The organism is Streptococcus sanguinis, assembly GCF_050223295.1.
Classification (GTDB): Bacteria; Bacillota; Bacilli; order Lactobacillales; family Streptococcaceae; genus Streptococcus; species Streptococcus sanguinis_X.
In genome coordinates this window covers 2,306,794-2,320,312 of the sequence record NZ_CP071424.1, presented here as the reverse complement: position 1 = coordinate 2,320,312, position 13,519 = coordinate 2,306,794, and the positions used below count along the sequence as shown (strand labels likewise).

Here is a 13,519-nt window from a genome sequence, read left to right as displayed (position 1 = left end):
AGGTAAATGTTTTTTAAAGCAAATAAAGCTTTTGTTCCTAGCATTTCCTACCAAAATATGCATATCGGTAAAAAGAAAAGCCATAAGACAAGAATTCTTATCTTATGGCACTGGCTGCTTGATGATTCGGGTTAAACCAACTTCACACACACACGGTTTAACCTGCATCTAAAAGCATGAGAAATTTTGCAAGAGAACTTGCTTTGTATAGTATTTAAGAACGCAAGAACAAATGTTTTTGGCATCTGCTTTTTTGCGCCCCTTTTGACAAATCTAAAACGTCCCTTATCAATCCTAGGATTGGTTTAAGGACTGTTTACTAGGTTTATCAAATGAAGATACTGCTCAAAGCATCTAACTTAAAACATTAAGTTTGGTTCTATTGGTAAATTTTCCATGTACTAGCCTAACTTAAAAAGCTTAAAGAAACCTTAAAGGAAACTTTAAGCGAGGGAGATTTTTTTAAGAAAGCTGTTATCTATTAACGCATAGAAAGAATTGAAGGATTTTTACAAAAAAATCACAGACAGGAGAAACAAATGGCACTAATCGCTATATTGGTTCAATTCAATCTGATAACGGCAGCTCAAAAAGAAGAAATTCTTCAAGATATGCCACAATCAAACATGCAGTTAGAGAGATATCTAATCAGCAAGGGCTATGTGACAGAAGAAGATATGCTGAAAGTCATGAGTTACTATTATCGTGTACCTCATGTCAATCTATCACAGTTTGTGATAGAAAAGGAAGCTGTCGAGAAGGTTTCAGAAAAAGTTGCTAAACGTCATGGATTGATTCCGATCTCTTTCACAGATGGGGAAGAGGGAGAAGAACCCAAGTTAGTAGTTGCGATGGCAGACCCAAGCAACTATATCGCCCTAGATGACGTTAAAATCGTCTCTAAGATGGCGGTAGAACCTTATGTAACTTTTCGGGATGATATTGAGAAATATATTGATCAATACTATTCCAAAGGAGAAGAAGCCCAACAGGCAGCGACCGAAATCGAAGGTTTTAATGTGGATGAAGAGATCGTCGAAGAAGATCTCGAAATCAAAAACGCTCCGGTTGTGCGTTTGATTGACTCAATTATCAGTCAGGCAATCAAGACGCGGACCAGCGATATCCATATTGAGCCCTTTGAAAAAGTTGTTCGTGTTCGTTTCCGGGTTGACGGGACCTTGGTGGAAAACATGCAGTTGAAAGCCAATGCTCACTCAGCCATTGCGACACGGATTAAGATCATGAGTGGTCTGGACATCGCCGAGCGGCGGATTCCTCAGGATGGACGGATTGAGACAACCATCGACGGTAAGGAAGTCGACATGCGGGTTTCAGTCTTGCCTACTGTATTCGGTGAAAAAATCGTTATTCGGATTTTGAGCCGGAATGCAACTCTCCTCAGTAAAGAGGAGCTGGGATTCTCGCCAACCAATCAGAAGCTCTTTGAAGATATTCTTAAGGCGCCAGAAGGCATTATCTTGCTGACTGGTCCTACAGGAAGCGGAAAGACAACCACTCTCTACACAGCGCTCCGTGAGCTCAATGATGTAGGAAAAAATATCATCACTGTTGAAGATCCGGTTGAGTACCGATTGGAAGGGGTCAACCAAGTTCAGGTAAATAATAAAGCTGGACTGACCTTCGCGAGTGGTTTGAGAAGTATCCTGCGTCAGGACCCGGACATCGTTCTCTTGGGGGAAATTCGGGATGAAGAGACAGCTAGTATCGCGGTTCGTGCCGCTATCACTGGTCACGTCGTTCTCTCGACTATCCACACCAATGACACAGCTAGTACAGTCAACCGTTTGGTCGATATGGGCATCAAGCCTTATCTGGTATCAACGGCGACTGTCGGTATTATCGCACAGCGCTTGATTAAGCGTATCTGTCCCAAGTGTAAGACTGAGTATACTGTAGAAACAAATGAACATGCAGGTATCGGTATTCACAAGGGAGACACCTTGTATCGCGGACGCGGCTGCAACTACTGCAGCGGTACGGGATACTATGGACGTATTGCCATCCACGAAATCATGGCGGTGACACGGGAGATTAAGTCACTAATTAATGATGGTGGAACAACGTCACAGCTTCGAGCAGAAGCTAAGAAAAATGGTATGCGAGACTTGGCGGAGGAGGCCATTGATATCGCAAAACAGGGGACTACAACGATTGAAGAAGCAATGAAGATTGCCTTTAGTCTAGAAGGGGAAGTTTAGGATGAATTTGGATGAGTTAATTAAGCAGGCGATTGAAGCGGGTGCATCAGATATCCACTTCACGGTTGGCGCTGAGCCAACCATGCGTCTGCACGGGAGGTTAACACAACTCAACAATACAATTTTGACCAACGAAGACACGGTTCGCTTCACTAAGCATATTTTAAATGAGAAGCAGATTGCTCATCTTTTAGAAGTCGGTGAAGTGGACTGTGCCTACGAGGTCGACAATGGCTATCGCTTGCGGGTCAATATCTTTAAGCAGAAAAACAACTGCGGGATTGCCTTGCGGGTCATTCCCAAGGATATTCCATCTATGGAATCTCTGGGATTGCCACCAGTTATCAAAAAGCTGGCTGAGAAACGCCGGGGGCTGATATTGGTTACCGGGCCAACAGGAAGCGGAAAGTCAACGACCCTGGCAACCATGATTAACTACATGAATAGCTTGCGGGACGAGCACATCATCACAATTGAAGATCCGATCGAGTACATGCATACGCATAATAAGTGCTTGGTCAACCAGCGTGAGCTGGGAGCGGATACGCAGAGCTTCGGGAATGCCCTCCGCGGTGCCCTTCGTCAGGACCCGGATGTCATCCTAGTCGGTGAGATGCGGGATAAGGAAACGATTGAAATCGCCCTGCGTGCGGCGGAAACAGGTCACTTAGTCCTGTCAACCCTCCACACGGTCGGTGCCGTAAACACCATGGACCGGATTATCGACGTATTTCCAGCCGAGCAGCAGGAGCAGATTCGTGTGCAGCTTTCCGCCGTTATGGAAGGGGTTGTATCGCAGCAGCTTATGCGTACAGCGACCGGCAAAGGTCGTGTAGCTGCCTTTGAAATCATGCTGGGAACACCCGCTATTCGCAACCTCATTCGCGAAGGGAAGACCCACCAGCTGCTGACGCCAATCCAAACGGGGGCTCAGCTAGGCATGATTACCATGGACACTTCGCTCATGGGACTCTACCGTCGCAATGTCATCGATCAGAGAACACTGTTGTCCTACTCAGTGGACCGCGCTCAAGTTGAAAAATCCCTAGGAATAGTGGGGTACTAGAGCATGACAGTATATGTTTGTAAATACTTAGATACTAGGCAAGGAGTCGTTACACTAGAGGTGGATGCGCCTAACCGGACGGACGCTGTCAATCGGATCCGTCTCAAAGGGAAGCCAATCAGTGTCGAAGAAAAGGTCATGGGCTCTAAGGAAATCACCCTTTTCCAAAGTAAGAAGATCAAGCTCAAGGACATATCGCTCTTCTGTAAGCAGATGTCGGTTATGCTAAACTCCGGTATCCCGCTTAACAATGCAGTAGATATCTTAGAGCAGCAGACAGATGCAAAAAACTTGAAGGCAAGCCTGAAGGTTATCAGTAAAGGCCTTAAGGAAGGGAATCAGCTGTCCAAGGCTCTAATTGAGCAAAACGGTCTCTTTCCCGACCTCTTAATCCGTATGGTACAGGCCGGTGAAAAGACTGGTAAGCTAGACGAGGTACTGGAAAGAATGTCTGAGCACTATAATAAGGAGCTCAAGACCAGTCGCCAGATTCGCGGAGCGATGATCTATCCCGCAGTTCTTGCCTTTCTGGCAGTAGCTGCTACCTTGGTCTTGCTCTATGTCGTTATCCCCAACTTCTCGGGAATCTTTGAGCAGAGTGGTGTTGCCTTGCCTTTGCCGACACGTATCGTCTTGGCAGCTAGTAACTTCGTCCAATCTTACTGGTATATCCTCTTTGGAGGGGTTGGGCTTCTAGTCTTTCTATTCCTGCGTTATCGCAGTACTGAGGCAGGACGCTACCAACTGGACCAGCTCAAGCTCAAGATGCCAGTTGTCAAAGGACCGATGCAGAAGATTGTCACTGCTCGTTTTGCCAGCACCTTGGCTACTCTTACCAGTGCGGGTATCCCTCTGGTAGAGGCTATTGATTCAGCTGCTGCAACGACCAATAACGCTGTTGTTATTGACAAGCTGAGAATCGCCAATGAAGGTCTGCAAAAAGGGGAACGTCTAACGGGTATGCTGACCTCGACAGGCCTCTTCCCGCCTATGATGCTCTCGATGGTTAAAATCGGTGAGGAGTCTGGGTCTCTGGAGTCCATGCTGAATAAGACCTCGGATTTTTACGAAGAAGAGCTTGAAGCAGCTATCAAGCAACTGCTCTCGCTCTTGGAGCCGGCCATGATCATTATCATGGGTGTCATCATCGGAGGAATCGTTGCTTCGGTTATGTTGCCAATGTTTGAAATTGCGAATGCCGTTCAACAGGGCGCTGAAGCAAATCAATAAAAGATTATTAAATAAAAAGTTAGGATTCGCAGAGTACTTGCTCTGCACAAAAAGTTAGGAAAACCGTTCTGATACTGGGAGTTTGTGGGGTCTCCCAGCTAGGAACAAAACAAATGCCTCTGTGGGCGAATATAATAAAATATATGAAAAAGAAATAGGAGAACTATTCAAATGTTAAACAAATTGCAAAAGTTCCGTCAGGACTTGAAGAAAAAAGGTAAAGGTTTTACCTTGGTTGAATTGATTGTCGTAATCATCATCATCGCTGTTCTGGCAGCGGTAGCAATCCCAGCTATCACAGGCTTCCAAGACAGTGCGCGTAAGAGCCGTATCGAAACAGAACACCGTCAGTTGGTATCAGCTATTCAATCTTATCTTGGTTCTCAAGTAGATCCTGAGAATGCTACAGCTCCAACAATGAACGATCTGAAGCCTTATATCGCTAAGAACTCACAACAATCTGGTGAGCTTGCTGATACTCTTGCTAAGGATGGAGCAAATAATGGTCCAGCTCATGTAATCAGTGGCAACACGCTGGTTTCTACCTACACTCCAAAGAGTGGCGGTACACCTAAGAAATGGACCTATAACTGGAAAGAAAATAGTAGTGCAAAAGCAGCTACACCAGCAGCAGGAAATCCATAGCCTTAATTTGTCTAAAAAATTCCTAGATAATTAAGAACTACAGTGGCCATTAAGGGTGTCATCTCAAAGTCTAGTAAAACCCTACCTTTGGGATACTTACAAAGAAATTAAATATAATAAGAAAAAAGAAATAGGAGAATTATCCAAATGTTAAACAAATTGCAAAAGTTCCGTCAGGACTTGAAGAAAAAAGGTAAAGGTTTTACCTTGGTTGAATTGATTGTCGTAATCATCATCATCGCTGTTCTGGCAGCGGTAGCAATCCCAGCTATCACAGGCTTCCAAGACAGTGCGCGTAAGAGCCGTATCGAAACAGAACACCGTCAGTTGGTATCAGCTATTCAATCTTATCTTGGTTCTCAAGTAGATCCTGAGAATGCTACAGCTCCAACAATGAACGATCTGAAGCCTTATATCGCTAAGAACTCACAACAATCTGGTGAGCTTGCTGATACTCTTGCTAAGGATGGAGCAAATAATGGTCCAGCTCATGTAATCAGTGGCAACACGCTGGTTTCTACCTACACTCCAAAGAGTGGCGGTACACCTAAGAAATGGACCTACGACTGGAAGACTAACAGTAATTCGAAATAATAAACAGTTAGATGTAAAAATAGGGAGAACATCAACGAATGCTAAAGAAACTGCAAAAGTTCCGTCAGGACTTGAAGAAAAAAGGTAAAGGTTTTACCTTGGTTGAGTTGATTGTGGTAATTATCATTATCGCAGTTCTCGCAGCAGTCGCTATTCCTTCTCTTGTTTCTTTCCAGGACACTGCCCGCAAGGCACGTATCCAGTCGGAACATCGTCAGTTGGTTCAGGCTGTGCAGTCCTATATTGGTTCGCAAGTCGAACCAGAAACGGCTGATGTACCAGACCTTGATGCGCTCAAGCCTTATATAGCCAAAGAATCTCAGGGTTCAGGAGAGCTGTCTAAGACCCTTGCAACAGATAATGGCAAGATTGCTCATGAGGTTAACAAGACGAGTCATAAGCTGATTTCGACTTATACGCCTGCTAGTGGCGGGAAGTCTATTACTTGGGAATTTGACTGGAGATTGAATAGCGCTAGCTAATAATAGCAATGAAAGAAAATCTCTATTCCGACTGCCAAGGCAGTCGGATATTACCAAAGTAGTTGTCATCATCTGACAACTATTTTGGCAATATCAAAAGAGAAAATTAGGAGATATTATCCATGAAAGGAAAAAAAAGACAAGGGTCAACCCTGCCTATGGTTATTGTGGCTATTGTGCTGCTGGTGGCCATGCTGGGCATTATGGCTTCTATAGTAGATACGGGACAGATGCAAACCCAGCGTATGTATAGCTACCTTAAAGCCAAATATATAGCAACATCTGGCTCTCAGCTTGCTTGGGGAGCTTTAGGTGAGGGGGCGTCTTCTCCTCTCTATGCAGAGTTTGGCAGGCGGGCACAAGATAAGGAAGGAAGAATCCCTAAAGATCCTATTATCTCTACTCATACCTTCAAAGATGGAGGTAAAGCTGAGATTGAGATGAATGGATCCTTTGAGGGTGATGACCGTAGCCCTAGAAATTATGTTATAACCATTAAATCAAAATCAACCTTGGCTAATAGTAAAGATTATTATGAGCATGTGGTAATCTTTAACTGGGAAACGCAAGGTATCCGTTCCGAAGAGGGCCACTTAGTCTCGGCTAAATAGATGGATCAAAAAATTTAAATAGGAAAGAATGATGAAAAAAATACAAAAAGGTTTTACACTGACTGAAATCATTATTGCCATCATCCTTACAAGTATGGTGGGACTTCTGATAGGTCTTGTATTTAACACAATGTTTTCAGGCCGCAATATAATCGAGCGGGAAGCTAGTATCCAATCAGAAATGCGAACTTCTATGCAATATGTGGATCGCACCATTGGTAAGGCGACCTCTGTTTTCGTCCTTGACGAAAGCAAATATGGCAAGGATGTCAGAAAAACAGAGGGCTGGAATTATATCGGATTATCACCTGATGGGAAGAAAGTTATAAATTATATTTGGAATAAGTCAACTAAAAGCTGGGACGAGTCAGTGTTAGGAACTAATTCCCTCTATGATATGCAACTGGATCTAGAATTTAAGGCAGATGAATCTTATCAGGATAATCGCTTGATTAACTACAATCTGACAGGTCAATATAAAAACTCTAAGAATAAACTTTCTATTGATACGGCTATCTCAGCTCTGAACACCAAGCAGGTTATATCTAAAGTAGCTAAAGGTAAGAAAGGGGTTGCACTTGCTTATCGGAACGATCCTATTGAGGGTCAGGTAAATACAGCTGTTACTTTCGTTTTTGATACTTCCGGTTCTATGGGTTATGGCCTGTGGAATCAGAAATTGGAACCAACAGATAGTAGAACCCGGATGAATATTTTGAAGACCAAAGCAAATCTTTTGGTTGATGACCTCAAGGAAATAGGGAACGTTAGTGTTAATTTGGTTCGGTTTTCTGGTGATGCAAGTTATATTCAAGAAGATTTTGTAGAGCTAGATAAGGACACAGATACAATTAAAACTAAGATTAAAGCCCTCCCTACAAGTTGGATTACTAACCCTGGAGATGGGCTTCGCTATGGCTTGGTAAGTCTTCAGAGAAATCCAGCCCAGCTAAAATATGTTGTCTTGCTGACTGACGGTATTCCAAATGCCTATACAGCCTCTCCTGACGGGATTGGGAAGTATGATCTGACAGCAAATTTCCCAACAAATGGTAAGCAAATTAAAGCTGATCAACCTGTTTCATTGACTACGGAATATGTGGGACAAGTGGCAAAGACCTTCGGCTCTGGTGTTAAGCGTATTAGTGTCATCGGCTTTTCAGGGAATGTAAAAGAAATAAAAGACGGACAAAAAATAGCTGATCAAATCAAAACAGTCGGAAAGGTAGACTCTACCTTTGTCATTGCGACTAATGAAGCTGCTTTAGAACAGACATTTGCAGACATAAAAAAGCAAATTCAACAGGATCTTTGGTTTGTGTCTGGTCCGTAGAAAGGAAGAGCGATGAAAAAAATGCGAAGAACCAGAGGTTTTACTCTAGTTGAGGTTTTGATAGCCCTCGTTTTGATAGGGGTCATTGCAGCAGGATTATTGACTTTCTTTTCTACTGGTTACCAGAATATTCTGGGCCAGCGTAATCAAAATGCTTTGAACTTTGACATTCAGGAAGATTTTGAAACCCGGTTAGCAAAAATTAAAAAAGATGGTGGAAGTGGCAACGATGTTGAAACTTTCACCTATCGTATAGGTAAAAACGGCCGGAGCAACAGCGTTAGCGTCAAGGGTACGACCCTGTCTTATAAGGATAATAAAGTCAAGAATATCCATCTCTTTGCCGCAAATAAAAAGGAAATCCCCTTGGATATTCCTGAGGATTTGGTCGTTTCATTAAAAGACACAAGTCGTTACTATTATTATGCTGGTGAGACTAGTCCGACAGGTCAAGCAGGCTTCAAAGATAACAAACAGTCTACAAAGGCCAAGATTCATACCAGTTCTGCTTGGTTTCTCAGCGAGTCCAGTATTAATTATAATAATAGTAAGATTGTTCCGGTAGGAACGTTGGGGCCTAATATAGAGAATACTGGTTTTGGTATAGTATTACCTAAGCTACCAGATGATTTTCAACAAATAAGCAGTAACGAGAAACCAATCGCTATCACGGATGAGATGCGCGGACGTTATCTAACCTTTGCAGCACGGGGAATTAACTCATTTGGACGTGTTGGAAAATACCAAGAAGGTCCACAGCGAATTTGGGTTATGGGTCTTCCTAATCGTGGGATGAGACCTAATCTAGTACTTCATACAGATGCTGATTTAGCCTTGATGCGGAACTCTGATAACACAATTTCAGCGATACCAGCTGATGGGGTAGCGCACACTAATACTGTTGTGGCAAACTATGCGGAGACTAAAAAGAATGGAGTCTATGGAGTTGTTATTCCTGTTATCAACTATAAGGAACCAGCTATCAATCAGACCAGACAGCTAATCGCTCTTAACGACTCCAAAATTCAGTTTAGTAATCACGATTTCAATAAGGGTTATACGACCTCGATTTTAATTGGAAATCGTCAGCAGACAGGCTCGCTGTTAACTTATAAGCTAGATAATTCCTTGAACTGGACAGTTAGCTTGGAAGCTAATGGTAAAATTGCTATCGAGACAGTTGATAACACTAATGCTAATAATGGTGGTCGACAATATGCAAATGTTGTACTAGATTATACAAAGGACAATTCCATTCAGGTTCGCGCCTCTGTGACAAACAAGATTTTAAAACTTGAAGTCTTCGTCAATGGTGCTTTAGCTCACACACACGAACTCTTCATGGAGCGTAATGGTGTGACTCATGATATTAGGAGAAGTCAGATTATATTTGGCGGAAAAACTTTTATAAATGAGTTTGCTGTCTATAATAAGAAGTTGACAGACAGCGAGATTAATATTCTTGCTGAGTATTTCAGCGACAAATACAGAGCGAAATAATTAGGGAAATAGTTTTTAGGAAAAATAAGGGAGATTAGGAGATTATGGCAAAAAATATGTTTTCGTCCAAGGGGCGCAGAAGAGCTCTGGACGAAGAAGATAATGAGAAAAAAGGCTCATTTTTAGGAAAATTAAATAAACCGCTCTTCTCATCAAAAGGGAAACATAAAGAACACTTATCTATTCAAGGAGTTCAGATCAAGTCAGATCGTCAAGAAGACTTTGACGATGGGGAAAAATCAACAGCAAAAGGGAGCTTCTTAACCAAGCTCAACAAGCCGCTCTTTTCTAAGAATAGTGGCAGTGATGACATGCCTGCTAAGTCTGGTAATCGTTCGCTCTTTGCTAAGAAAGGCAGTGGTGCGGCGAGCCAACCGGTCACTAGAATGCATGCACCTTACACTATGTTTGGCAAGCCTATCAAGGGCAATCTGATGGCCATTGACTTCACTGACGAATCAGTCTATCTGGTTGTTGCCAGACAGAAGCGCAATGAGCTGGAGATTATCAAGATGGCATCTGCCAATCTGCCAGAAGGTGTTGTACTGAATAGTGAGATTATCGACCCGATTACTCTCAAAAATATTATCAGCGACCTGATGGAGCAGCATGCGATCACTGCTAAGTACGCTTTCTTTGCTCTGGGCAATACCAATATCATCGCCCGTTCGGTTGATGTGGCAGCTAGTGTGCAGAATGATGAGGATATTGAGGGCTTGGTATCTTACGAGCTCCAGCAATACCTGGATATTGATCCGACTTCTTATGTTATTCAATTCCAAGAGCAAGAGTCTAATTCAGCTTTTCCGCTTGATGAAGATACTCGCTCACTCATGGTCTATGCTGTGCCAAAAGGCGTGGTAGAGCAATATCTGGGCTTGGCTGAGAATTTGAAGCTGACACCTTATGTCTTTGACCTTCAGTCCAATACCTTTGAAAAATGGCTGGAACGCGTTCAGGCGGTTAACAATCGTGCTAAGAAGCTGACCAAGGAAAATGTCGGCATGGTACATCTGAGCAAGAGCTTCATCGGTGTTTATCTCTACTCAGAAGGCAAGTTTGTGACCAGCAACTATCTCAATCGTGGCTACAAGGACATCCTGAGCTATGCAGACGATGCTAGTTTGCTGCAGAAGCTTCCAGCAGTGGCTTCAGATGATCTGGATACAGGTCTCTTGAAGAGGGCCTTGGATGAGTGGGTGGCTGATGCTAAGAACCACATTCTCAATACTGAAAACTTCTTTAGCGGGTCAACCGGTCTCAACATTGACAGTTTCTATGTCTTTGGTGACCAAGACATCTGCTGGCAGTTGGCTGCTATTCTGAAGCAGAACATGAATCGAGAATTCATCTCAATTGATAACGTAGATTATGAGAATGTACTGTGGGAAGGTTCTGCCGAGTTTAATGCGGAGTTCATTCCGGCTACAGCCATGTTGATTAGGAGAGCGAACTAATGCGGAGAGATTTAAACTACTTTTCAAAATATCATGTGGCACCGGCTAAGGCCAGTCCACTGAAACTTGCTGCTATTTCCGCTTTTGCAGGGATTGTAGCGATTATGATTGTGCTGATTGGCTTCTTCCAGTTTAGCGCTATGCACCTCCAAGGCGAGATTGACCGAGCGGAGCAGACACTCAAGAGTCCAGAGATGGCTCAAGAGCTGAAGGCAGTCTCTGAGACTGAAGATAAGATTGTTACGGTCAAGAATGACGAACTTCTCTTTACCAGCCTAGAAGGCGACTTCCGCCGCCTGCACCGAGTAAACAAAGCCTTTATGGACTTCCTTAATAAAAATGTGACAAGAAACTTGGTCTTTGACGATATCAAGATTAATAACGACAATGTAGAAATCAATGGTTCGTCTCAAGAGCATCTTTCTATCGCTAAGTTTGAGGAAGAGCTTCGTAAGTCTGAGAAGTTTAACCATATTTTTGTGGACAACATTACTCGCGAGGAAAAGGATAACAATACAGTGTACAAGTTTAACATTAAAATTTTGACGAAGGATGTAGATTTCAATGAAGAGCAAAAATGAGAAAGAAAAGAAAAAAATCCTGAGTAATTTAAATGAGCGTGACAAGAAATTGTTGGCCTGTGTTGGAGGAGTAGCGGTACTTGCTGGTGGTGGGTATCTGGTAACAAATTCTTATACACGGATGGCGCAGTTAGCTGAAGAGCATGCAACTATCTCGACAGAGTTGGAAGGCAAGAATGCCAAGATTAGTCAGAGGAAGTCTCTTACCAAACAGCTCCAAACATTGAATGCTAAGACTCTGGATCAGGCTAAGAAATACTATGGTACGACCAATCAAGGGGAGTTCATCTTCTTGATTGACAAGCTAGTCAACGAAAGCGGTATTAAATTCAAGTCTGTCAACTATACTGAGAGCACAGAGTTGGAACTCCAACAGGAGGGATTGGCTGCGACTTCGTCCAAGGGTCAAAACTCCAACTCTTCTGGTACGACTAGCAGTTCAAGCTCGAGTGAGACGTCTTCTTCATCCAGTACGACCTCTAGCTCGTCTGGTACATCGTCCTCATCTTCATCTAGCAGCAGCTCTTCATCAGACGCGAATACTGCAACAACAACTGCAGCTAATGCAGCGACACCAGGGAACGGAACGACCAATAATACCAACATCACGCAGATGACAGCGGACATTGAGTTCGAAGGAACTTATACACAGGTTCTGAAATTGTTGGAATTGATTGATGGCAATCAACAAAAAATCGTTTCCAGCGAACTGGAATTGGGCGGAAAGAAAAGCCTGTCTAGCACGGAGGAAAACAAAAACCCTGATCTAACCAGCGGTAAAATCAAGCTACGTTTCTATCAGGTTAAAGACGTCGAGCGCTATGTGACTCTAGAGAGTAATGTCGATAAGACACCGATTCAGTTTGCTAACTGGGAGTCTCCATTTGCGATTCCGACTTGGCAGGCAGGCTCTATATCTGTAACGACAGCTGGTGGCGGCACAGATGCAACTGGCAATAAGGGCAGTTTGGGGGCCGCAACAACCAATACAACTAGCAGCGCGAATGCTAACAGCAGTACCAATCTGGCTCCGTCTTATCTGGAGCAGCTTAGCACTCAGTCTAGTCGGAACGATGGTCTGTCAGCTTATTACAATTCATCAACTATCTACCGCTTCGAATCACCACTGAAGCTGATTCAGTCAGGCGGCAGCAATCAATATGATGTGACGGTTGACAATACGGACTTCCTTGAGGGTTCAGGTTCCAATGTGGTTAAGATTCCAGCAACCAAGTCTTCTACTATGTATGAAATGGAATTTGCAGCACCGTATGTATCCTTGAACAATAAGCCGGATGCTATCAGCTTCTCTCTATCTCTGTCTAATCAATGGCAGGGTAAGATTGGCTTGATTGTCAAGAATGCCAGTGGGCAGAAAATTTACCTTCATGTCATTCGTCCAAACAGCTGGACTGGCTGGCGCGAAGTTAGCTTCGATCCTGAAAACATTCCAGGATTCAGCTATCCAATGACTATTGTGGGTTACTACTTTGAAACTCCAAGCGGAGAAAGCCCTGAAACGACTATGAAGCTGGATAACCTATCTGTGAACAACTTGGTAGTCAGCTAAAATACTTTGAAAAAATACCAAATAAGTCTATGGTTTAAAATTTCAAGAGCATGAGTAAATTTTTCTTAAAAAAATGCTAAAAACCAAGTTATTAGACTAGTATTCACGGTGCATTTATAGTAAACTAAAACATAGAGATATTTGAAGTATAATACAAGCAAACTCAGAATAGACGCCCGAGTCTATTTTGGGTTTTAATGGAGTTTATGGAAAAACAAAATCAAGACT

12 protein-coding genes are annotated in these 13,519 nt (G+C 43.1%); all 12 read left to right on the top strand.

The window, feature by feature from the left end; genetic code table 11:
• The first annotated feature begins 539 nt into the window (after nt 1-539).
• The 12 genes from J1C77_RS11515 (at nt 540) to J1C77_RS11460 (ending at nt 13,291) form a co-directional block, all read left to right on the top strand.
• Entirely contained in the window at nt 540-2,222 is a 1,683-nt protein-coding gene (locus J1C77_RS11515; protein WP_002899360.1) for a GspE/PulE family protein, read from the top strand.
• Between the two features lies 1 nt (nt 2,223).
• Complete coding sequence (locus J1C77_RS11510; RefSeq protein ID WP_002899359.1) at nt 2,224-3,288, top strand: type IV pilus twitching motility protein PilT; 1,065 nt, start codon at nt 2,224-2,226, stop codon at nt 3,286-3,288.
• Nucleotides 3,289-3,291: 3 nt separating this feature from the next.
• Complete coding sequence (locus tag J1C77_RS11505) at nt 3,292-4,518, top strand: type II secretion system F family protein (RefSeq protein WP_002922885.1); 1,227 nt, start codon at nt 3,292-3,294, stop codon at nt 4,516-4,518.
• A gap of 171 nt (nt 4,519-4,689) precedes the next feature.
• Entirely contained in the window at nt 4,690-5,163 is a 474-nt protein-coding gene (locus J1C77_RS11500; RefSeq protein WP_427190304.1) for a prepilin-type N-terminal cleavage/methylation domain-containing protein, read from the top strand.
• Between the two features lie 147 nt (nt 5,164-5,310).
• The gene (locus tag J1C77_RS11495; protein WP_427190303.1) at nt 5,311-5,757 is read left to right on the top strand and encodes a prepilin-type N-terminal cleavage/methylation domain-containing protein; all 447 of its coding nucleotides are present in this window, start codon (nt 5,311-5,313) and stop codon (nt 5,755-5,757) included.
• 38 nt (nt 5,758-5,795) lie between these two features.
• Nucleotides 5,796-6,239 carry a prepilin-type N-terminal cleavage/methylation domain-containing protein gene (locus tag J1C77_RS11490; protein ID WP_002922888.1) on the top strand — a complete coding sequence of 148 codons (444 nt, stop codon included), beginning with the start codon at nt 5,796-5,798 and terminating at the stop codon, nt 6,237-6,239.
• Nucleotides 6,240-6,361: 122 nt separating this feature from the next.
• Nucleotides 6,362-6,850, top strand: a complete 489-nt coding sequence (locus J1C77_RS11485; RefSeq protein WP_049547789.1) for a hypothetical protein — start codon at nt 6,362-6,364, stop codon at nt 6,848-6,850.
• A 28-nt stretch (nt 6,851-6,878) separates the two neighbouring features.
• A complete protein-coding gene (locus J1C77_RS11480) occupies nt 6,879-8,183 on the top strand; it encodes a VWA domain-containing protein (protein ID WP_002922892.1) in 1,305 nt (434 codons plus the stop codon).
• A 12-nt stretch (nt 8,184-8,195) separates the two neighbouring features.
• Nucleotides 8,196-9,683 (top strand): type II secretion system protein, encoded by a 1,488-nt coding sequence (locus J1C77_RS11475; protein ID WP_002922894.1) that lies wholly within the window; start codon nt 8,196-8,198, stop codon nt 9,681-9,683.
• A gap of 44 nt (nt 9,684-9,727) precedes the next feature.
• Entirely contained in the window at nt 9,728-11,140 is a 1,413-nt protein-coding gene (pilM, locus tag J1C77_RS11470) for a pilus assembly protein PilM (RefSeq protein ID WP_002922895.1), read from the top strand.
• Nucleotides 11,140-11,721 carry a PilN domain-containing protein gene (locus tag J1C77_RS11465; protein ID WP_002922896.1) on the top strand — a complete coding sequence of 194 codons (582 nt, stop codon included), beginning with the start codon at nt 11,140-11,142 and terminating at the stop codon, nt 11,719-11,721. Before pilM ends, J1C77_RS11465 begins: the two co-directional genes overlap by 1 nt.
• Nucleotides 11,705-13,291: a hypothetical protein gene (locus tag J1C77_RS11460; RefSeq protein WP_002922897.1), complete on the top strand. Its 1,587-nt coding sequence runs from the start codon at nt 11,705-11,707 to the stop codon at nt 13,289-13,291. The genes J1C77_RS11465 and J1C77_RS11460 overlap by 17 nt, the downstream gene beginning before the upstream one ends.
• Nucleotides 13,292-13,519 lie beyond the last annotated feature (228 nt).

Bases quoted from the DNA above. Each gene is read 5' to 3' on its own strand.
- J1C77_RS11515 (WP_002899360.1), top strand. From the start codon at position 540: ATGGCACTAATCGCTATATTGGTTCAATTCAATCTGATAACGGCAGCT.
- J1C77_RS11510 (WP_002899359.1), top strand. From the start codon at position 2,224: ATGAATTTGGATGAGTTAATTAAGCAGGCGATTGAAGCGGGTGCATCA.
- J1C77_RS11505 (WP_002922885.1), top strand. From the start codon at position 3,292: ATGACAGTATATGTTTGTAAATACTTAGATACTAGGCAAGGAGTCGTT.
- J1C77_RS11500 (WP_427190304.1), top strand. From the start codon at position 4,690: ATGTTAAACAAATTGCAAAAGTTCCGTCAGGACTTGAAGAAAAAAGGT.
- J1C77_RS11495 (WP_427190303.1), top strand. From the start codon at position 5,311: ATGTTAAACAAATTGCAAAAGTTCCGTCAGGACTTGAAGAAAAAAGGT.
- J1C77_RS11490 (WP_002922888.1), top strand. From the start codon at position 5,796: ATGCTAAAGAAACTGCAAAAGTTCCGTCAGGACTTGAAGAAAAAAGGT.
- J1C77_RS11485 (WP_049547789.1), top strand. From the start codon at position 6,362: ATGAAAGGAAAAAAAAGACAAGGGTCAACCCTGCCTATGGTTATTGTG.
- J1C77_RS11480 (WP_002922892.1), top strand. From the start codon at position 6,879: ATGATGAAAAAAATACAAAAAGGTTTTACACTGACTGAAATCATTATT.
- J1C77_RS11475 (WP_002922894.1), top strand. From the start codon at position 8,196: ATGAAAAAAATGCGAAGAACCAGAGGTTTTACTCTAGTTGAGGTTTTG.
- pilM (WP_002922895.1), top strand. From the start codon at position 9,728: ATGGCAAAAAATATGTTTTCGTCCAAGGGGCGCAGAAGAGCTCTGGAC.
- J1C77_RS11465 (WP_002922896.1), top strand. From the start codon at position 11,140: ATGCGGAGAGATTTAAACTACTTTTCAAAATATCATGTGGCACCGGCT.
- J1C77_RS11460 (WP_002922897.1), top strand. From the start codon at position 11,705: ATGAAGAGCAAAAATGAGAAAGAAAAGAAAAAAATCCTGAGTAATTTA.